Genomic DNA, 21,161 nt, shown 5'->3' on the forward strand with positions numbered 1-21,161 from the left:
AGTCTGTATTAAACTTTTTTTAGTAGCCTAGAGTATAAACTTTAACAGTGTGGATCTAGGACTATACTGTAACAGCACATAGTACAGTGTAGACAGCTTAAGACAATTAATTAAACTCAGTTTTTAACACAGAAGGGAAAGCAGATGAAAACTATCGGATACGCGGCACATGAAGCTAACACGCCATTAGCGCCATTTTATTTTGAAAGACGCGATTTACGCAGTGAAGACGTTGCGATTGAAATCTTGTATTGCGGGGTGTGTCATTCAGATCTCCATACTGTAAATAATGACTGGGGCGGTACTCGTTACCCCATTTTACCAGGCCATGAGATCGTAGGCCGTGTGACTGCTATTGGCAGTAAAGTGACTAAATACCAAGTTGGTGACAATGTTGCAGTTGGCTGTATGGTTGATAGCTGTCTTGAATGCGACCAATGCCATAAAGGCGAAGAGCAATTTTGTCGCGAAGGCATGGTTGGTACTTATTCAGGGAAAGATCGTATTACAGGTGAATCAACCAAAGGTGGCTACGCGAAACACATTGTTGTGCGCGAAGAGTTTGTTCTAAACGTACCAAAATCATTGGATCTTGCTAAATGTGCACCAATTTTATGTGCGGGTATTACCACATATTCACCGCTTCGCACCTGGAATGTTGGCCCTGGTAGTCGTGTTGCCGTGATTGGTTTAGGAGGCTTGGGCCATATGGCGATTAAAATTGCTGTGGCGATGGGAGCGCATGTGACGGCTATTAGTCGATCAGATGACAAAAAACAGCAAGCACTTGAATATGGCGCTGAAGGTTTACTTATCTCTAAAGATCAAAAAGCCATGGATGCCCATGCAAATAAATTTGATTTAATCATTAATACCATTCCCGTTAAGCATGACTTTACCCCTTATTTGCCTTTGCTCGATATTGATGGCACACAAGTGTTAGTTGGCCAAGTGGGTGATATGGCTGAATCCAGCTCAGTGCCACTATTATTGGGACGTCGCCGCGTGGCAGGCTCTTTAATTGGTGGTATTGCGCAAACGCAGGAAATTCTCGATTTCTGTGCACTACACAATATTCTTCCAGAAGTTGAAATGATTAAAATGGATGAGATCAATCAAGCATTTGAACGTCTAAAAGAAGGTGATCTATCTCACCGTTATGTGATTGACATGTCATCACTTGAAGTCGTTTAATAGCTCTATAGTGCCGCTTTATACCAATCGTGTTAAGTATTTAAGTCGATTGGTATTAAACGGCGGCATGATTTTTTAAATAGTAAAACGCTATTGAAATAATTAAAATGCACCCAATAATAGTATTAATATTCTAGCTAGATAATAAAATGATTCGTTTTCGCTTAGTCTTCGCTGTGTTACTGATGTTTGCTGCACTTTTTAGTGTGCAGGCAACTGCTGCGAGCAGCACTAAAGTTGAACTGAGTCAGCCTATTGTTACTTTTCAGCCGCTGATACAAGCAGATTTGAGTCAGTTAGCGGTAAAGATATTTGACAATTCAACGTCAGATACCACGCCTTTTACTAAAAAGAGTGCGGCGGATGAGCAACCCTCTGAAGGTGCAGGCTTTGAATCATTGCAACCACGTTTAACCGTTAGCAACTCGTCATTATTTTTATATCATACTCAAGTAGAGCCAAATTATGTGACTATCTTTGAGTTTTTTGTGCCAAGTCTTGCGCGGCAACTTTATTTACAGCCTCTTGAACCGGCAATAACGTTACCTTGGTTTGTGTGTTATGAAGGTAAGAAGTCTCGTTTGAGTGGTTGGAAAGACGCAAATTTACAATACCGAGCTGTTGTTACCTACCACAGTTAATTCTTCTCGTTAATTTTTCGCTGTTTTAGTGATTTCGCTAAAGCAAAAAATAACGACGCCAATTTTGGCGTGAAGCCTATGCTTTTATAGGCTTAAGGAAGAAGTATGTTAAAAAAATCATCAAAAAAACCGCTGTTTCAGCGTTTTAAAATAAGCTATCTAGCTATGCTTGTAGCACTGATATTGCTGGCTATTAGCGCCTTACCAAATTTATACCCTGCAAAGTCCTGGTTGCATGTGACAGCACAACAACAAGTTAACGCTGAGTTATTAGCAATTGACACGCAAAAAAGTGTGGTCGATTTTTTAAATCAACACGGTTTTACTGTTGAACAGTCTATGCAATCGTCTCAACAGCAATCGTCATTAAATGTGTTACTCCACGAGCCGACAAAAAGCGCCGCAGCTCAGCAAACGTTAAAAAGTGAATTTACGCAGTTGAATGTAAAAATAGTGACGCATCAAACAAGTCCAGATTGGTTACAAAGTTTAGGTTTAGCACCTATAAAGTTGGGGCTGGATCTCAATGGTGGGGTGTTGTTTGTATTAGATGTTGATTTAGTCAAAGCGCAACAAGAGCAGCTGGATAGCGCTTATGAGCAAACAAAAACGATAATTCGTGATGAAAAAGCCAGAGGGGTCCGTGTGCAACAAAATGCGCAAGGATTTGAATTACATGCATTACCAGCTGCAAAAGATCAATTGCTTACAGTGCAGACGCAAGTTTTAAAACGTTTTCAGCGTTTAGCTCCAACGGTGCATACGCAAGGTAAGTTAACAACAGTGGCATTTAGTTTTAGTGAGCAAGGCAGTGGTGAGTTTACTAAAGAAGTGATGAGTCAAACGTTGACGACGTTGCGTGGTCGTATTGAAGAGTTAGGCATTACGGAAGCGGTAACCCAGCGCCAAGGTAAACAGCGTATTCGTATTGAACTACCCGGTGTACAAGATCCCGCAGCTGCAAAACGGATCATTGGTGCTACGGCATCCCTTGATTTCCATCAACTTAAAGAATATGGCGGCAAGTCCTTTGCCCTACAAAATGGGGGCACCATCAGCTTAGATCCAATTGCTATCTTTTCAGGCCAACATATTAATAATGCGCATGCTGGGCGCGATGAGTGGGGTAAGCCTCTGGTACAACTGAGCCTTGATAGCCAAGGTGGCGAAGCGATGTCGGCGTTTTCCAAGCGTAATATCGGCAAGCCTATGGCGACAGTGTATTCTGAATATTACAAAAATGACCAAGGAAAAGTGGTTAAAAAAAGTGAAGTTATTAATGTAGCAAATATTGCTCAGCATTTAAGTAGTCAATTTAGTATTACAAATATGCAAAGCCCGCAAGCGGCACAAGATTTAGCATTATTACTGCGTGCTGGTTCACTAACCGCACCAGTAACCATAGTGCAAGAACAAACCATTGGCCCAAGCTTAGGCGCTGATAATATAAATAATGGGTTAGCTGCTTTAATGCTAGGAATGGGTATCACATTGGCATTTATGGCTTTGTGGTATCGGCGCTTAGGGTTAGTGGCGAATATAGCCTTATTATTAAATTTAACGGCTTTGGTTGGTTTAATGTCATTGCTGCCTGGTGTTGTGCTCACTTTACCTGGGATTGCAGGGCTGGTACTAACAATTGGCATGGCGGTTGATACTAATGTCATTATATTTGAGCGTATCAAAGAAGAGCGACGTAAAGGCCGTGCGCCCTATCAAGCTATAGAGCAGGGCTATAAACAAGCATTTAGCACCATTTTTGACGCTAACATTACCACGATGATCACTGCCGTCATTTTATATGGCATTGGCTATGGGCCAGTAAAAGGGTTTGCTATTACGCTTGCGCTTGGGCTTGTAACCAGTGTGTTTACCGGCGTGTATGTTTCAAAGGCATTGAGCCAAACCGTGTATTTAAAATTGGCAAACAAACGTGGAGTAAATGCATGAGTAAAGTAACTGAAAAAAAGAGCACAATAACGCGCTTACGTTTATCTGGTTTATTTTTATCTCTGTTTTTAATCATTTTCTCAGTAATAGGAATAACATCAAAAGGCTTGAATTTTGGCCTTGATTTTACCGGGGGTATTTAACTGAGTTTACGACCTCAGTGCCAATTAACCAAAGTGAACTTACTGAGAAATTGAGTATTTATCATGACGGTGATTTTATTCTCACCGCGCAATCAAGCCAACACTTTCAATTAAGAGAAGCTGAGCAAGTAAAAAACTCAGGCTGGATCACAAGTTTAACTGAAGATGAGTCGTTGGGTGTTGAAGTTGTGTCATCATCTTATTTAGGTTCACAAGTGGGAGATGAATTATTCGATCAAGGGTGTTTAGCATTATTTGCAGCAATGGTTGCTGTAATGATTTACTTAGCACTTAGGTTTGAATGGCGTTTGGCGCTGGGGGCGGTAATAGCTTTACTGCATGACGTGATCATAGTGGTAGGCTTATTTTCGTGGTTGCAGCTTGATTTTAATTTAACGGTATTGGCAAGTTTGCTGGCAATTATTGGTTACTCATTAAATGATTCTATTATTGTCGCAGACCGAGTGCGTGAATTGCTACGCTTGGATACTAATAAACAACTCGCAAGCGTTAACACTGTGATTGATGAATCAATTAAAAGTACTTTAACGCGTACTTTGATCACTTCAGGTACTACATTAGCGACAGTTGCGAGTGTCTGGTTACTCGCTGGTGCGCCATTACAGGGGTTTTCTATCGCTTTGTTTACGGGAATTGTGGTAGGGACCTTGTCATCCATCTGTATTGCGGCAACGCTACCACAGTTACTTGGTTTAAAGCATGAGAACTATCAAGTTAAAGTGGACGAACAAAGCCAAGCGTTAATGGATATGCCGTAACGATCCGCATGATACTAATAAAAATGCCGCAATGAATGCGGCATTTTGCTTAACAAGTAAATTTGTTAACTTAAATTAATAGTCACCACATCAGCAACGTCTTCATTGCTATTGATAGGTTGCTTTGGAATGTCAGGTTTATCCATGGCAATATCACCACCGTCAATCACTTCACCAGTTGTTAAGTTAGCAAAGTCGAATAATTGATTATCGGCTAAATGTGATGGCACTACATTTTGCATCGCGGTGAAAATGCTTTCAATACGACCTGGGTGTTCTTTATTCCACTGCGCAAGCATTGCCTTGGTATGTTTACGCTGTAAATTTTCCTGCGAGCCACATAAGTTACAGGGAATAATAGGGTAAGCTTGATGAATGGCATATTTTTCAATATCGGTTTCTTTACAGTACGCTAATGGGCGAATAACCATATGCTCACCATTATCACTCATTAGTTTAGCAGGCATACTTTTTAGTTTACCGCCATAAAACATGTTTAAAAATAGCGTTTCAATCATATCGTCACGATGATGACCCAATGCAATTTTTGTCGCTCCTAGCTCTTTAGCAGTACGGTATAAAATACCACGGCGTAAGCGAGAGCATAGCGAGCATGTTGTTTTTCCTTCGGGAATAATGTCTGTCACTATACTGTAGGTATCTTCTTCGACAATTTTGTATTCAATACCCAGGGTATCTAAATACTCAGGCAATACATGCTCAGGGAAGCCTGGTTGTTTTTGATCTAAATTAACAGCAAAGAGGGAAAACTTTATAGGTGCAACACGTTGCAAATGCTGCAGCATATCTAATAGAGTGTAACTGTCTTTGCCTCCTGACAAGCACACCATGATACGGTCGCCTTCTTCAATCATGTTGAAGTCCATAACGGCTTGACCAGTTAGACGACGTAAGCGCTTTTGTAACTTATTGAAGTTATATTGAGCTTTGGCTTGAACAGAATGCGACATTACGCCCCCTTGAAATACTATGCGTAAAATAAAGGGGCGTATTATATGCTGAAAGTGGCAATGCTCAAAACTTATTTATTGGCTAATTTATTTTGCCAATGGAGAAACATAACCATCGGGTTTGAGCGCCAATACATCGCAATCTAGGCTGTCAATTACATGCTCTGCGGTATTGCCAACTAAAGCCGCACTTAAGCCTGTGCGACCAACAGTGCCAATAACAACTAGCTCGCTGTTTAGCCGCTTAGCAACATCTGGGATCACATCTTCGGGTAAACCTTCTTCAATAACACAGTGTTGCTGACTAATTTGATGTTTAGCTGCTAATGCTTGGGTTGATTCTATATGGTGTTTCTTAACCGATTCATTGTAGACGCTGGGATTAAATTCTGGAATTTCAATAGCGATATTCACAGGTGTAGCAGGGTAGGCGTTGACGAGATTTAAACTGGCGTTAGCAAGCTCGCATAGAAATTGTGCATCTTTAATAATACGGTGATTTAAATCAAGGTGCTGTTGGTTTTCACTGACGGCATTTACTGCGGCTAAAATATTTCCTTGTGCAGGCCATGCTTGCTCTTTGACGAGTAATACTGGTGCTGGGCATTTACGAATTAAATGCCAGTCAGTTGGCGTAAAAATAACGGACTTTAAAGTGTCGTGCTGGTGGGTGCCTTTAACAACCAAATCAAATTGTTCATTGATAACAGTATCTATGATCGCTTCATATGCGCGGTTATGCCACACAACTCGGCTGCAGATTTTAACCTCTGGATACTGTGTTAAAATTTCATCTAACCATAATTGGCGATCTTTTACGACGGCGTTACGCATTGCTTCGCGTTCATCGGCCGAGAGCATGGTGGTCATTTCATATGAGAAATCATAAATACTCATAAAGGCGGTGATACTGGCACCTGATTTTTTAGCAAGTTCAATAGAACGAGATAAACCATGCTGCGAGTCAGCGGTTGGATCGATAATAGCGAGGATCTGTTTGATAGTGTTCATAAGCTGCTCCTTTAACTACATTCTATGTCTACATAATACTTACAGTGTAACGCATTTCATGAGTAGTTAAAGTAACAGCGAAGCATATGTTACGCTAGATCAATTTATTTGGGGTGAATTGCCGCTGCTGCAGATAAACCTTCACTATCTAAAATAGTTATAAATTTACCTTCTACTTTGATCAGCTCAGCTTTTTGAAAACGGCTTAATAAGCGGCTAATTGTTTCAACCGTTAAGCCAAGGTAATTGCCAATTTCACCACGGGTCATGGTAAAGCGAAATTCCTTACGCGAAAAGCCACGCTCACCAAACCGATTTGATAAATTATGAATGAAGCTTGCTAAACGCTCTTCAGCCGATTTTTTATTGAGTGCTAAAAACATTTCTTGATCATAGTTAATCTCACTGCTCATCAAACGCATTATTTGTTGGCGTAATTTCGGCAATTTACCAGACAGTTCATCTAAGGTATCAAATGGAATTTCACATACCATCGAGGTTTCAAGTGCTTGTGAAAAACTTTGATGAGTCATTTTATTTATTGCATCAAAGCCAATTAAGTCACCCGCTAGGTGAAAGCCGGTGATTTGTTCATCACCTTGCTCAGAGAGAGTATATGATTTAAATGAACCAGAACGAACTGCAAAAATAGCATTTAATGGGGCACCCGACTCAAATAGAAAGTCACCTTTATGAAGCGGTTTTTTACGCTCGATGATTTCATCCAGTTTATCCATTTCTTGACCATTAAGGGTAAAAGGCAAGCATAATTGGCTAATACTGCAGTCATTACAGCTGATAGTACAATTGTTTTTGGTTTTGTTATGAGATAAATCCATTAGTTCAGTCCGTAAAATGTTGTCACATCAATTTGTTAAGATTAATGCACCAGCTTGTCAGTTGCAATGATAAGTAAATAAATACCATACCAGATCAGTATGCTGCCAAGTGCTATTCGTGCCCAAGGGTGATTTAATAGTTTATGGAGCACTTGTGCTCCCATTCCCATACTTAACATGGCAGGAAAAGTGCCTAGAGCAAAAAATAGCATGACTAAAGCGCCATCATAAGCGTTGCTACTGGTCATTGCCCAAGTTAATGCTGAATACACTAAACCACAGGGTAACCACCCCCATAAAGCACCATACGCCATTGCTTTAGGTAATGAGTTAATCGGCATTATAAAGCGGTTAAGTTTAACTAAATGCTGCCATATTAGTGTTTTACCTAATGATTCAAGCCATTGTAAGCTTGCGCCTAAGCGCATGATATATAAGCCAACTAAGATCATAAATAGGCCGCTTAACAAGGCTAACGTTAACGCCAGCAAATGGTTTTGCGTGGCGAAATGGCTGCTGATCCCAGCAACGAGCGCACCTGCAAACATATAGCTGCCAGCGCGGCCAATATTATACGCAATCGAGTATTGTAATGGCCGGCTTTTATCGGTTGCTAATTGTAAAGAGCTGGCAATACCGCCGCACATCGCAATGCAGTGGCCACTGCCAATTAACCCCATAATGAATGCGCTGACGAATAACGGATCAATCATTACTTTTTTTGTGTTGCTCTTTGTCGTCTTCAAACAAAATACTATGACCTTGCTTGTTTAAATCAGAAAACTGTTCTCCACGAACAGCCCAAAAGAATACCCCGATTGCAATCAATACAAACAATATCGCGATGGGGATTAGAATATAAATGATACTCATAACTTTAATAACCTCAGTGAGTTACTGATCACAATAATGGAGCTTGCAGACATGCCGATAACGGCCATCCATGGGGCAACAAGTCCTAACGCTGCAAGCGGTAAGATAGAGCCATTATAGAACAACGACAACGCTAAGTTTTGCTTTATAATGCGGCGCGTTTTTTTCGATACCGTTATTAAATGGTCAATTGCGGCTAAATCACTGTTGAGTAATACCACATCGGCAGTATTTTTGGAAATATCAGCACCTGTCTCCATCGCAATAGATAAATGTGCACTGTTGAAAACCGGGCTATCGTTAACGCCATCACCAACCATGGCAACAATTTCACCTTCACGAGACCAGCGCTGTACTTCGCTTTGTTTATCCTCTGGTAAACAGCTTATTTTATAGCTATCAAGCGCAAGCTTTTTAGCAATTTGTTGCCCTGCGGTTGACGCATCGCCAGTTAACATATGGCAGCTTAAGCCTTGCTGCTGTAAAGAGCGGATCAACTGTGCGGCATTGCTTTTTACTTCATCAACAAAATAAAAGTTAGCAACCGGCTGTTGATCAATATAAAACGTGGCTTGAGCATTACTTTTCTTGCTGTTGAACCAGCCGCTTTTGCCCACCGCATAATGGTGGGTGTCATCACTACCAGTGATGCCAAGGCCCGGGTGGATGGTTATATTCGTTAAATGGCGTTGATTCGGTGTAAACTCAGTGAATGCGCTAGCTATCGGGTGCTCTGAGTAACTCTCCAGTTGCGCAGCTAAGGTTAAAATTTGTTTTTTTGACAAGGTGTCTGCTAATAAATCCACCGCATCAAGGGTAAAACGCCCCTGTGTCAAAGTGCCTGTTTTATCAAAGGCAACGCGGGTTAGTTGTGGCAAAGTCTCAAGTACATGAGATTGCTTAATGAGTATGCCTTTGCGGGTTAAGGTTGCCACCGCGCAGGTTAACGCCGTTGGGATAGCTAAGCTTAATGCGCAAGGGCAGGTTGCTACAAGTACTGCTATGGTGATCCAAAAAGCATGCTCAGGGTCAACTTGATACCAGCCAATTGCAGTAATAGATGCAAATACCAGCAAGCAGGCAACAAACCATTGCGCAACTTTGTCGGTAATCTCTACTAATTTAGGACGGGTAGCCAGTGCACCGTGCTGTAGTTTTATTATTTGATTTAAAAGTGTATTTTGGCCAATCTTGTTGATGCGAATTTCAATCACACCGTCATGGTTCACAGTACCTGCAAACACTTGATGTTCGATGTATTTGTTAACGGGTAAATGCTCGCCAGTCATCATTGATTCGTCTACCGTTGTATTGCCTGAACAGACAATGCCATCAGCTGGAATGGTTTCACCCGCTTTGATCAAGACTCGGTCATCGAGTTTTAACTTTTTAGCCGCAATAATATGCTCTTGGCCATTTTCATCCAGTTTACGTGCTGTAAGCGGTAATAATTTTTGTAAGTTTGCAGTAAATTCGCTGGCTTTAAGCCGTGCACGAAACTCTAAATATTTACCCAGTAGAAGTAAAAAGGTAAACATACAAATTGATTCAAAATAGACTTCGCCTACGGCCATTATTGTGGCATAGCTGCTGGCTGCATATGCCCCAAAGATAGCCAATGACACCGGTAAATCCATGTTGAGCTGTTTAGCTTTGAGTCCATTTATAGCATTTGTTAAGAAAGGCATTGCGCTGTATAAAATAACAGGGGAGGCGAGTATTAGGCTGATCCAGCGAAAATACTGCTCAAAGTTTTCTTCCATGCCAGAAAACATTCCAAAGTACATGGCAAAGGCGAACATCATTACTTGCATGGTCATTAAGCCTGCCACGCCGAGTCTACGTATGTAGGCTTTTGCAACGAGTTGTTTTTGGCTTGCTTCTAGGTCGGCTTGGAAAGGGTATGCTTTATAACCTATTTCTAGCAATGCTTTGATTATATCACTCAGCGGTAAAGCATTTTTATGCCACTGAATCATGGCGCGATTGGTCGAAGTGTTTACGTCTACTCGTTTTACAGCGGCCATATTCAGCAGCTGCTTTTCAATTAGCCACGCACACGCAGCACAGGTGATACCTTCGACGGTCAGTAATACTTCACTGATATCGCCATTTTGACTTATAAATTCATCTTGAATATCTTCATTATCATAACTTTTGATCAGTTCAAGTTGTTCCGGGACTAGTTGTTCAACTTTACCCGCAGTGACTGTTCTAAATTTATAATAATCGGTCATGCCTTGAGCGACAATTGTCTCGGCAACGGTTTGACAGCCAATGCAACACATAGGCTCTGCACTACCGTCTATAACAACCGTAGCGCTAAAACCTGCGGGTACACTTTCAAGGCAGTGAAAGCAGTTATTGGACATGATAGGGTGACTACTTATACTCAGGGCTTACGGCAATACTTTGCTCACTTGGCAAAGTGATGTTCTCTTTTAGTTTCCAGCTACCATCAGTTGGCTCAATAAAAACTGTATAAGTGCCGTTGATATAGGGCTCAACAATAGCGGTAAATTCACCATTGGCATTTGGCGTCAAATGCGTACTAAAGTCATGATCTTCAATTGTACGATGATAAAATGACAGCTTTAATGAGTGGATATTGCTAGTGTCGCCTTTATTAAACTTAAAGCTAATTTTATCCGCTTCTACTTTTAATTCACCGTGTAAATAAAGCGCTTTGGCTTTGTCGAATTTACTTAATTCTAAGTTAATCGCTTTGCCTTTTTTATAGTAATCATCCACGACCATATCAGGGCCATTACCGATTGCTGTAATGAATAGAGAAATACAACCAACGATGGCAACTAGCGGAAAAAAGATTAAAAACCAAGGCCAGAAATTTTTATACCACGGAGTAGGAGTCATAAATACGCTTAATTTGTTTTCGGTGCAGACATTTTATAGGATTTAAATTGAAAAGACTAAAAAAAAGCCTCCAGATGGAGGCTTTTTTGATCTTAATTAATCTATTGAATTAAAAGATTAAACTATAAACATTTAATTAACGTTTTGCTTATTTATCTTGAGATAAACTATACACATACGCTGTTAATAGGTGGACTTTTTCTTCACCTAAAATGTCTTTCCATGCAGGCATTACACCAGCACGGCCGTTTACAATAGTTTCTTCAACAGCACGTTGAGAACCACCATATAGCCAGATGTTATCCGTTAAATCTGGTGCGCCAAACGGTAGGTTATGTGCTACAGAACCTTTACCATCCGCACCATGACACGCTGCACACATTGCAAACTTAGCTGCACCGGCTGCGGCGTCTTTTTGGTTAACAGTACGCCCAGATAAGCTTAATACGTGAGCGGTCATTTCTTTCACACCTTGCTCACCTAATGCAGCACCCCAAGGTGGCATCGCAGCAATACGACCGTGTAATAACGTTTCTTTGATTTTGTCTGGTGTGCCGCCATATAACCAATCTTTATCAGTTAGGTTAGGGAAGCCTTGACCACCACGTGCATCTGAGCCATGGCACTGTGAACAGTTTTGCGCAAATAAACGCTGCCCAATTTCCAGTGCTTTTTCATCAGTTGCAAGTGTTTCGATATCTTGCTCAGCAAAAGCCGAAAAAATTGGACCAAAACGTTCGTCGGCAGCGCGATATTCAGCATCCAGTTTTACAAAGCGACCTTCTGCGTGTGCATCTTCAACAGCTTGTTTAGATTCTGCAAGAGATGTAATACCTTGGTTAGAACTGGTCCACTTACCAAGACCTTCCCAGTTACCTAAACCTGGGTATGCCGCTAAGTAGTAAACTGACCATGCGAATGTTGCAAAGAACATGTAGGTCCACCACTTTGGCAGTGGGTTGTTTAGTTCTTCAATACCATCAAATTCATGCCCACAGCTTTCACCTTCTTCAACGCCTGCGTAGTTTTTTAAGTTCCAAACTAGCAAACCAAACAAAATGATAAGACATGATAGGGTTAATACAATAACCCATATACTCCAAAAGCTAGTCATTTCTCAGACCCCTTTTCCTCGTTAGAGATTGTCTTGTTATGCTTCTCTTCATCTTCAAAGATGGCATTTGCAGCGTCTTTAAAACGTGTTTTACTACGCTTACTGTACGCCCACACAACAATGACAATAAATAGTACTAAAATTACCAGAGTTAAAATGCCTCTGTATGTTCCGTAATCCATAATTATTACTTCAAGTGTGTGCCAAGTTGTTGCAAGTAGGCGATAAGAGCTTGCATTTCTGTTGCTCCTTTACCATCGTTCATTGCGTCAACTTTGGCAACATCAGCGATTAGTTCTTCATCACTACCGTAACCTAATCCCGGATGTGCCGGGTTTTGCGGGTTGATGGCGAATGTATCACGGAAAATTTTAAGTTTTTTCAGAGTCAGGCTAGTATCAACGCGATTCTCTGCTAACCAAGGAAAGCCTGGCATATTTGACTCAGGAACCACTGCACGTGGGTCAACTAAGTGAGCATAATGCCAGTCGTCCGAGTAACGTTTACCAACACGAGCTAGGTCAGGACCAGTACGTTTAGAACCCCATTGGAATGGGTGATCCCATACTGACTCACCAGCGACTGAATAGTGGCCATAACGTTCAACTTCGTCACGGAATGGGCGGATCATCTGTGAGTGACAGTTATAACATCCTTCACGTACATAGATGTCGCGGCCTTCCATTTCAAGTGCATTAAGTGGACGTAAGCCATCTACAGGCTTTGTTGTATCGTCTTGGAACATTAGTGGAGTGATCTCTACTAGGGCACCAAAACTGATAGCAAAAACCGTCAAGATAGCCATTAGGCCGATATTCTTTTCGACTATTTCGTGTTTGTTTTGTGAATTTTTATTGCTCATCATCTCACTCCGTTATGCTAACTGTGCTTGCGCGTCTAACTTCAACGAATCATTTTTCGCAGAAATTGTACGGTACACGTTATAAGCCATAACGAGCATACCAGCGACAATGAATACACCACCTAAGAAGCGCATAACATAGAAAGGATGAGATGCTTGTAGCGACTGTACAAAGCTATACATTAATGTACCGTCAGCGTTCACTGCACGCCACATTAGGCCTTGCATAACACCTGAGATCCACATTGCAACAATATAAAGTACAACACCTACGGTATGTAACCAGAAGTGTGTATTAACAAGTTTCACGCTGTACATACGACCTTGCGAGAATAACGCAGGGATGAGGTGATAAATCGCGCCGATAGAAATCATCGCAACCCAACCTAGTGCACCAGAGTGAACGTGTCCCACTGTCCAATCAGTGTAGTGAGAGAGGGCATTTACAGATTTGATTGCCATCATCGGACCTTCGAAGGTAGACATACCATAGAAAGATAATGACACCACTAAGAAACGCAATACTGGATCAGTACGTAACTTGTGCCATGCGCCTGATAGCGTCATGATACCGTTGATCATACCGCCCCATGAAGGAACAAATAAGATAATAGACATAACCATGCCTAAACTTTGTGTCCAGTCAGGAAGTGCAGTGTAGTGTAAGTGGTGAGGACCGGCCCAAATATAAAGAGAAACCAATGCCCAAAAGTGAACCACTGATAAACGGTATGAATAAACCGGACGGCCTGCTTGTTTTGGTACAAAGTAATACATCATACCTAAGAAGCCTGCTGTTAATAAGAAACCTACAGCGTTATGTCCATACCACCACTGCACCATTGCATCTACCGCACCCGCGTAAATAGAATATGATTTAGTAAGTGAAACTGGAACAGCCATACTATTAACAATGTGTAGTACAGCTACTGTAATAATAAAGCCCGCATAGAACCAATTTGCTACATAAATATGTGATACTTTACGTTTTGCAATTGTACCCATGAATACGACTGCGTAGGTAACCCATACCACCGCAATTAATATATCGATTGGCCACTCAAGTTCTGCGTATTCTTTTGAGCTGGTAATACCTAAAGGCAGTGTGATAACCGCAAGTACGATAACTAATTGCCAGCCCCAAAATGTAAAGGCTGCTAATTTATCTGAGAGAAGGCGCGTTTGGCAGGTACGTTGTACGACGTAATACGACGTAGCAAAAAGTGCACTTGTACCAAATGCGAAAATAACTGCGTTCGTGTGTAACGGACGAAGTCGAGAGTAAGTTAACCATGGTGTATCAAAGTTAAGTGCTGGCCAAGCTAATTGGGCAGCAATCAGAACCCCAATACTCATGCCAACGATGCCCCAAATCACTGTCATAATAGCGAATTGGCGTACAACCTTATAGTTGTACTCAGTTTGTGATGCTACTGTTTGGCTCATTTTCTGGCTTCCGCTGCAATTTATGCGTTTAGAAATGAATTACCCACTTATATAAAAAGTGGGGCCTACTATTATTCACAAGTATGTTATCAAAAACCCTCAAAGCCTTGACTGCTTCAGAAAACAAACTCGAGAAACCCTTATATTTGCAGGGAAATGATAAATTTTTTGACCTAAAAAAGATAGGTCAATTGCATAAAATTATGACATCAATCAATTTTTCTCACGCAGTTGGCTATTTTTGACACACTTTCTTATACATTTGCGTATTAATTCTGCGCAATGGTTGTATTTTAACGGTACGCTGATTAGTATCCGCTGTTATTTTCCTCAAGGAATGCTATGCCAATTAAATTGTTAATTGTGTTTTTAAGTGTACTAAAGTTATTAATAGCATGTGATTCGCAAACAATAAGTATAGAAGAGCAAAGCCAAGCCGCAAGCTGTGAAAGTAACCAATTATGCCATTATAAGGATCAGGTAAAGGTTTGGTTACCAGAACCAAATATAACACCAGAAACACCTTTTGAAATTCACTTGTCAGTACCGAATGGTTTTACAGTGCACAGTGCGAAGCTCGAGGGCGTAACAATGTATATGGGCTTTATTCCCGTTTTATTTGAATCTCGTGAGGATATATTAGTAGCGAATACCATGGTTGGTATATGTGCTGAGCGAAACATGACGTGGAAATTAGTGCTAGTGCTTAAAGATCAACAAGAACACGCTGAGCCTATATTTTATTACTTTGATGTGACTTATTGACCTGAGCCTTAACTGCCATTTTATCGTAACAGGTTGATTATTCTGTAACGCGACCTGCGCCATATCACTGTTAACTAAGCATGCTTATAGACTTTAAGTGCAGAGAACTGTCTGGTGTGCTCCTTAAGCTCTATTCTTCACAGTATCTTACTCGTTTTTACTGTAATAAAAGTAACCTTTCTTTCCTTTATACTCATATCAATCCAAGCATCTTCAAGCCGCTCTCTTCTAGCGCATTAGACAACTTTATTTATATGTGAAGCTGTAATGAATAGCATTAAATCTACATATAAAGATATAAATGAGGCAAGCAATCGCTTAAATACGCAAAGTTTCTGCATAAGTATGGTTAGCATTTCTTACTCAGTTTTGCAGTTATACTAAAATGATGTGATTAAGTTGTGAAATTTTCTGATTTAGGTATTTATTCCCTTTAATTACATATGATTACAAACTCAATCAGTTTGGTTGCATACATGGTTTAAATGTTTTATATTTACTCTATCTTGTTGAATGTAAAAAGTATTAAGTCGTTAACAATGAAACATTCATTAACTTTTGTACCTTGTTAAGGTTTGTTTAAAATAGCTGTGGTATTTATTGTCCACGCATTCAGTTTTCGTTCAGTTAAATCCACCTAAGTTGCCCTCCGTTGACTCGTGATTCTAATAATAACGAGCACTACCTGAGCAAGGTATTTTTCCAACAAGTAGGGTTTCAAATGAAAAAATCTATTCTTAGTTTAGCTGTTTTTGCAGCCATTCCGATGTTCTCAACAAGTGTTATAGCTGCAGATGAAGCAGCACAATCAATCGAAAAAATCCAAGTAACGGGTTCTCGTATTAAACGCACAGACATGGAAACGTCAAGCCCAGTAACTTTGATAGGTGCAGATGATATTAAAGCAATGGGTGCAACCAGCATCGATAGCGTTTTACAAAAAATGACCGCTACTGGCGGCGCAATGACAAACCCAGGTATCAACAATGGTTCTGGTGGTAATGCAAGTGTTGACTTACGTGGTCTTGGTTCACAGCGTACATTAGTACTTGTAAACGGCCGCCGTATGATTGCATCAGGTACTGGTGCAGCATCTACTGTTGACTTAAATACCATTCCAGTATCAATGATCAAACAAGTTGAAGTATTAAAAGACGGCGCCTCAGCTGTATATGGTACTGATGCGGTTGCAGGTGTTGTAAACATTATCTTAAAAGATGATTTCGAAGGTTTAGATATGAACCTTAACTCTGCTATCACAGGTGAAGGTGATGCAGAAGAAACATCATTTGATTTAACTTTAGGTGGTTCTTTTGACCGTGGTAATGTTGTAATCGGTTTACAATATACTGACCGTGGTGAAGCATCTCAAGGTGATCGTGACTTTTCAAAGTGTGCAATCTATGAAACAGATGAAGGCGAAAAATACTGTGGTGGCTCTTCATACACGCCAAATGGCCATGTATGGTCAGGTGATTTAAGCCTTCAAGGTGAAGAAGGTGGTGGTTGGCATAACTACACTGATGAGCAAGATGCATATAACTTTGCTCCAGATAGCTTCTTATTTACACCAATGAAACGTTTAAACCTAACAGGTATTGGTCATTTTGATATAACTGATGAAACACGTTTATATTCAGAGTTTACATACTCTAAGCGTTGGTCAGAGCAGCAAATGGCATCACAACCAATCTGGTTTGATTTCACTTACACAGATAACATGAATAGCTCACTTGTTGATTCAGGTGTGAACTATGGTGATGAAGTTTCATACGGTCGTCGTATGACTGATACAGGTCCTCGTGAGTTCTCTCAAGTTGTTGATACTGTTCGCTCAGTTGTCGGTGTAAACGGTTTCTTAGATAATGGTTGGGAGTGGGATACCTCTGTACTATTTGGTCGTAATGACTCTGTTGACCGTCTTGCAAACCTACACAACATGGGTTCAATCCAAGACGCAATCACAGCAGGTACTTTTGATCCAATTTCACAAGACTCTTGGAAGCCTGATAGCCTTGGTCAATATATATATACTGAAAATAACTCAGGCGGTAGCCAGTTATTCATGATCTCAGCAGCACTAACTGGCGATGTAATGGAATTACCAGCAGGCTATATGGCTTTTGCTGCGGGTGTTGAGCGTCGTGAAGAAAAAGCATGGTACATTCCTGATTCACTAACATCACAAGGTCTTGCAAATGACCCACGTGTAGAGCCTACTGGTGGTCGTTTTGACGTTAATGAAGCGTATTTAGAGCTTGCAGTTCCTTTACTTGCTGATGCTTTCTTAGCAGAAAATGTTGATTTGAGTGTTGCTGTACGTGCGTTTGACTACAGTACATTTGGTTCAGATGAAACATGGAAACTAGGTTTAACTTGGCGTGTAAATGATGAACTAATGCTACGTGGTGTTCGTTCAACTGCATTCCGTGCGCCTTCAGTTTCTGAGTTATATCAAGGTGATTCTCCTTCATATGAGCAGGTTGAATTCCCAAATGCGCAAGACCAAGCTGAAGTAACCGTTGGCGGTAATAGCATGTTAACACCTGAAGAAGCTGATACAGTAACGTTAGGTTTTGTATATGCACCAGAGTGGTTTGATGGCTTCTCAATGACTGTTGATTACTACGACATTGAAATCGAAAATGCGATTGCGAGTGTTAATAATCAATACATAGTGCAAACCTGTCTAAATGAAGACACGGGTGGTTATCAAAACCAAGATTCACCACTTTGTCAGTCATCAAACATTAACTTTAACCAACAAACTGGCCGTATTAGCTTTAATAACCAGTTACAAAACATTGGTAAAGAAAACACTAAAGGTTATGACGTAAACTTTGCATATCGATTTGATGCTGCAGGCTTAGCATGGCGTACAGCTTTAGACGTTACATACTTAGATGAATATAGCGTTGAAGTACTTGATACGACAATTGATTATGCTGGTTTAGTTACTGGTGGTGAAGGTGGCTACTCAGATATCAAGTCAAACCTAACTGTAGGTGTTGCTGGCGATAATTGGGATGCACAGTACCAAATGCGCTATATTGCAGGAATGGACAGCTATGCATGTCTATCTGAGACAAGCGTATGTAGCACTCCATCTACACCAGATGTTGTATACAGCGACATTAGCGGTTCTTACATGATTAATGACACAGTCTCTGTAAACGCTGGCGTAAATAACTTATTTGATAAGCAACCGCCTTATTACACAGGTTATACTGATGCAAATACAGATGCATACTCGTACGATACATTAGGTCGTCGTTTCTTCGCTGGTGTGAATGTTAAATTCTAATCAGTAACTGACTTTGATTCTTTCTAAGGCCTAGTTTTTACTAGGCCTTTTTTATTGAACAAACACAGGTGTAACAGTAAACTAAACGTATCTAAATTTTTTTAGGAGAGTTGATTGTTAAAACAGGATGAAAACTTATCCTTTATTATCGAACCAGAACTGAGTCCGCGCTCTGAACAGCGTATTGACTTGTACTTTTCTATCCCTAATGAAATGGGGATCAACCCACAAACGCTCACTGAAGAAGCGTATTTTAATAATCACTTTAAATCGCATTTAGCCTATAACGCCAATAATATCCATTTACCTTTAGTGCGTAGTCGTTTTGTCAGTAAAAATAAAGGCGAACAGCAAGATTACCGGCAAAATCTTAACCTCTATTGCTATCAAGTGCGCTTAGCAATTGATACAGATATTAAAGATACATTAAAGATTAAAGAGCTTGATGAATTCTATCAGCGGGCCATTGAGTTGTGTGAGTTAAGCCAGGGCTTACTAAAAAAATTAAGACGTTATACCCCTGATGACGAGAAGCTGATTTCGTTTTACACCAATGCTGACAACTATTTAAGCTGGCATATTGAGCAGTCATTTTTAAAGTTACTTGATGAAGGGCCACGCAGTAGTGATTACGCCAAAGAGCGCACTGAGCTGATGAATTTTTGTAAAGCTGAGCAAAACTATCGCCATGAACAACAATATAACTCAGAATCGACGTTGCTTGATGCTAATCGACTTACTAATAAAATGCGCTTATTACAGCGTTTGATTGAGCATGGGGTGGTGTTGAACCGGAGTACTCGTCACCTTAACAGCTATTTAAAACGACTCGTTAAAGGCACTGTTACCGCAATCATAATGGCATTTGTGATGGTGGTTGTACTGAATGCCCGGATCTCGTTTACTGAAGTGACAGCTACCTTAGTGATTATTTTAGGTGCCATTTATGGTATGCGGGAAATTTTTAAAGAAGATATTACCCGAGTAATTTGGCGAGCAATAGTAAAAGGACGGCCCAAATGGCGATTTCAATTTCGTAATAGCGTTACTAAAGACAAAATAGCCACACAATATATATGGCTTGAATATACCCGTTTTAGGCATATTCCTGAGGATGTTAGAAAGATATTTTCAAAGCGGCGCCAGCAAAATAAACAAGCGGCGCAGTGGTTGCATTTTGCCAGTGAGATTCGGGTGAGCGCTAAAGAGTTTTTACCTGGCTATGATAGTTTGCAACAGAATTTACAGTTCAGTTTAGCTGCATTTACGCGTAACTTAAAAAAGGGTGAAGGTAAGCTATATCATATTGATAATAATAAGATATCTAAACAAAGTGTAGAGCGTAGATACCAATTGAATGTGGTGGTTTCTTATCAAAGTGCTCAGGAGATAAAATACCAACGTTATAAGATCACTTTAAACAGAAGTAAAATAGTTAACATTGAGCTTATTTATAGCGAAATGGAATAAATAATTTAGTCTATTTTCAATCGCTATCAGGTATTATCACCCTCTTTATTCTGCCTTAATGGGAGTACAATGCGTCTGCTTATCTCTAGAATGACAGCAACAAGCCAATGCCCGCCACGTAAACCGATGAGTAAAATTCTATGGTCATTACTTGGCTCTTTCTTGGGGATTTACTTAGTGGCTATGATTGGTAAAAGCTTACAGTTTGACCCACTAAGTAACTTATATTTAATTGGCTCTTTAGGGGCTACTGCAGTGCTTATTTATGGTGCGCCATTGGCTGAGTTTTCTCAACCACGCAATTTGATTGGTGGCCATTTTTTTAGTGCTTTGGTGGGAGTAACCGTTGCCAAATTTTTAGGCAGCGATTTAATGTTGGCCAGTGCGCTTGCAGTGTCAGTATCAATAGCAGTGATGCATTTAACCCGTACATTGCACCCACCAGGCGGGGCAACAGCATTGATTGCTGTGATCGGTGGTGAGTCGATACAGAAACTTGGGTATTTCTATGTAATAAGTCCTGTGTTATCAGGGGCTGCAATTATGTTATTGGTGGGGTTATTAGTTAATAATTTATCACGCAATCCTAAACGCCATTACCCAGTATACTGGTGGTAGATTTTATAAAACCAGATGGAGATATGTTCCATCTGGTATGATTTTTACTTCTCTAAACCGTTTTTGCTGTATAAAGATACTTTATCAGACACTAGCGTAATTTCGATGTTTTTACTCTCATTACCCCATGTGCAGTTTGTATGTAGGGTTTTTTCTACACAACTATGTGCACTCCCTAAGATGGCTTCAACTTCGGTTTTATCCATACCTATTTCGATCTTTTCGTAATTTTCTAAACTTACTTTTGAGCAGGCTGCAAGGCTCAATGCTGCCGCGATAATGAAAAACTTTTTCATTGATTATCTTC

General features: G+C 40.4%; 19 protein-coding genes and 1 pseudogene. 8 read left to right on the plus strand and 12 right to left on the minus strand.

Features of this window, described 5'->3' with window-relative positions; all coding sequences use genetic code 11:
- The first annotated feature begins 144 nt into the window (after positions 1 to 144).
- The 4 genes and pseudogenes from KAN5_RS04785 (at position 145) to secF (ending at position 4,707) form a co-directional block, all read left to right on the plus strand.
- Positions 145 to 1,194: an NAD(P)-dependent alcohol dehydrogenase gene (locus KAN5_RS04785; RefSeq protein WP_244390615.1), complete on the plus strand. Its 1,050-nt coding sequence runs from the start codon at positions 145 to 147 to the stop codon at positions 1,192 to 1,194.
- 149 nt (positions 1,195 to 1,343) lie between these two features.
- Positions 1,344 to 1,835: a hypothetical protein gene (locus KAN5_RS04790; protein WP_244390616.1), complete on the plus strand. Its 492-nt coding sequence runs from the start codon at positions 1,344 to 1,346 to the stop codon at positions 1,833 to 1,835.
- 105 nt (positions 1,836 to 1,940) lie between these two features.
- Entirely contained in the window at positions 1,941 to 3,785 is a 1,845-nt protein-coding gene (gene secD / locus KAN5_RS04795; RefSeq protein WP_244390617.1) for a protein translocase subunit SecD, read from the plus strand.
- Positions 3,782 to 4,707 (plus strand): annotated as a pseudogene (secF, locus tag KAN5_RS04800) (protein translocase subunit SecF). Before secD ends, secF begins: the two are co-directional and overlap by 4 nt.
- A 65-nt stretch (positions 4,708 to 4,772) precedes the next feature.
- Here the strand turns inward: secF and ttcA are convergent.
- The 11 genes from ttcA to ccoN form a co-directional block, all read right to left on the minus strand.
- On the minus strand, positions 4,773 to 5,678 hold the full coding sequence (ttcA, locus tag KAN5_RS04805; RefSeq protein WP_016707339.1) for a tRNA 2-thiocytidine(32) synthetase TtcA: 906 nt from the start codon (positions 5,676 to 5,678) through the stop codon (positions 4,773 to 4,775).
- An 87-nt stretch (positions 5,679 to 5,765) separates the two neighbouring features.
- The gene (gene uspE, locus KAN5_RS04810; protein WP_138553873.1) at positions 5,766 to 6,689 is read right to left on the minus strand and encodes a universal stress protein UspE; all 924 of its coding nucleotides are present in this window, start codon (positions 6,687 to 6,689) and stop codon (positions 5,766 to 5,768) included.
- A gap of 104 nt (positions 6,690 to 6,793) precedes the next feature.
- The gene (locus KAN5_RS04815; protein WP_016707337.1) at positions 6,794 to 7,528 is read right to left on the minus strand and encodes an FNR family transcription factor; all 735 of its coding nucleotides are present in this window, start codon (positions 7,526 to 7,528) and stop codon (positions 6,794 to 6,796) included.
- Positions 7,529 to 7,569: 41 nt separating this feature from the next.
- Entirely contained in the window at positions 7,570 to 8,241 is a 672-nt protein-coding gene (locus tag KAN5_RS04820; protein ID WP_244390618.1) for a sulfite exporter TauE/SafE family protein, read from the minus strand.
- Positions 8,234 to 8,401 carry a cbb3-type cytochrome oxidase assembly protein CcoS gene (gene ccoS, locus KAN5_RS04825; RefSeq protein ID WP_016707335.1) on the minus strand — a complete coding sequence of 56 codons (168 nt, stop codon included), beginning with the start codon at positions 8,399 to 8,401 and terminating at the stop codon, positions 8,234 to 8,236. The genes KAN5_RS04820 and ccoS overlap by 8 nt, the downstream gene beginning before the upstream one ends.
- A complete protein-coding gene (locus tag KAN5_RS04830; protein ID WP_244390619.1) occupies positions 8,398 to 10,773 on the minus strand; it encodes a heavy metal translocating P-type ATPase in 2,376 nt (791 codons plus the stop codon). Before KAN5_RS04830 ends, ccoS begins: the two co-directional genes overlap by 4 nt.
- A gap of 10 nt (positions 10,774 to 10,783) precedes the next feature.
- Positions 10,784 to 11,275 (minus strand): FixH family protein, encoded by a 492-nt coding sequence (locus KAN5_RS04835; RefSeq protein ID WP_016707333.1) that lies wholly within the window; start codon positions 11,273 to 11,275, stop codon positions 10,784 to 10,786.
- Positions 11,276 to 11,423: 148 nt separating this feature from the next.
- Entirely contained in the window at positions 11,424 to 12,389 is a 966-nt protein-coding gene (gene ccoP, locus KAN5_RS04840; protein WP_138553877.1) for a cytochrome-c oxidase, cbb3-type subunit III, read from the minus strand.
- Complete coding sequence (locus KAN5_RS04845) at positions 12,386 to 12,571, minus strand: cbb3-type cytochrome c oxidase subunit 3 (protein WP_016707331.1); 186 nt, start codon at positions 12,569 to 12,571, stop codon at positions 12,386 to 12,388. The genes ccoP and KAN5_RS04845 overlap by 4 nt, the downstream gene beginning before the upstream one ends.
- A gap of 5 nt (positions 12,572 to 12,576) precedes the next feature.
- Complete coding sequence (ccoO, locus tag KAN5_RS04850) at positions 12,577 to 13,251, minus strand: cytochrome-c oxidase, cbb3-type subunit II (RefSeq protein WP_016707330.1); 675 nt, start codon at positions 13,249 to 13,251, stop codon at positions 12,577 to 12,579.
- Between the two features lie 12 nt (positions 13,252 to 13,263).
- Positions 13,264 to 14,697 (minus strand): cytochrome-c oxidase, cbb3-type subunit I, encoded by a 1,434-nt coding sequence (gene ccoN, locus KAN5_RS04855; protein ID WP_016707329.1) that lies wholly within the window; start codon positions 14,695 to 14,697, stop codon positions 13,264 to 13,266.
- Between the two features lie 342 nt (positions 14,698 to 15,039).
- Here ccoN and KAN5_RS04860 point away from each other — a divergent pair, with 342 nt between their 5' ends.
- From KAN5_RS04860 to KAN5_RS04875, 4 genes are all read left to right on the plus strand, one after another.
- Positions 15,040 to 15,462 carry a hypothetical protein gene (locus KAN5_RS04860; protein ID WP_138553878.1) on the plus strand — a complete coding sequence of 141 codons (423 nt, stop codon included), beginning with the start codon at positions 15,040 to 15,042 and terminating at the stop codon, positions 15,460 to 15,462.
- A 721-nt stretch (positions 15,463 to 16,183) separates the two neighbouring features.
- The gene (locus KAN5_RS04865) at positions 16,184 to 18,766 is read left to right on the plus strand and encodes a TonB-dependent receptor (RefSeq protein WP_244390620.1); all 2,583 of its coding nucleotides are present in this window, start codon (positions 16,184 to 16,186) and stop codon (positions 18,764 to 18,766) included.
- Positions 18,767 to 18,880: 114 nt separating this feature from the next.
- On the plus strand, positions 18,881 to 20,236 hold the full coding sequence (locus KAN5_RS04870; protein ID WP_138553880.1) for a hypothetical protein: 1,356 nt from the start codon (positions 18,881 to 18,883) through the stop codon (positions 20,234 to 20,236).
- 69 nt (positions 20,237 to 20,305) lie between these two features.
- Positions 20,306 to 20,854, plus strand: coding sequence for an HPP family protein (locus tag KAN5_RS04875; RefSeq protein ID WP_029216028.1), 549 nt, complete (start codon positions 20,306 to 20,308; stop codon positions 20,852 to 20,854).
- A gap of 44 nt (positions 20,855 to 20,898) precedes the next feature.
- Here the strand turns inward: KAN5_RS04875 and KAN5_RS04880 are convergent, their stop codons facing one another.
- On the minus strand, positions 20,899 to 21,150 hold the full coding sequence (locus tag KAN5_RS04880) for an outer membrane protein assembly factor BamE (protein WP_244390621.1): 252 nt from the start codon (positions 21,148 to 21,150) through the stop codon (positions 20,899 to 20,901).
- Between the last annotated feature and the right edge of the window lie 11 nt (positions 21,151 to 21,161).

The sequence above is a fragment of the Pseudoalteromonas sp. KAN5 genome, assembly GCF_022846535.1.
Taxonomy (GTDB): domain Bacteria; phylum Pseudomonadota; class Gammaproteobacteria; order Enterobacterales; family Alteromonadaceae; genus Pseudoalteromonas; species Pseudoalteromonas haloplanktis.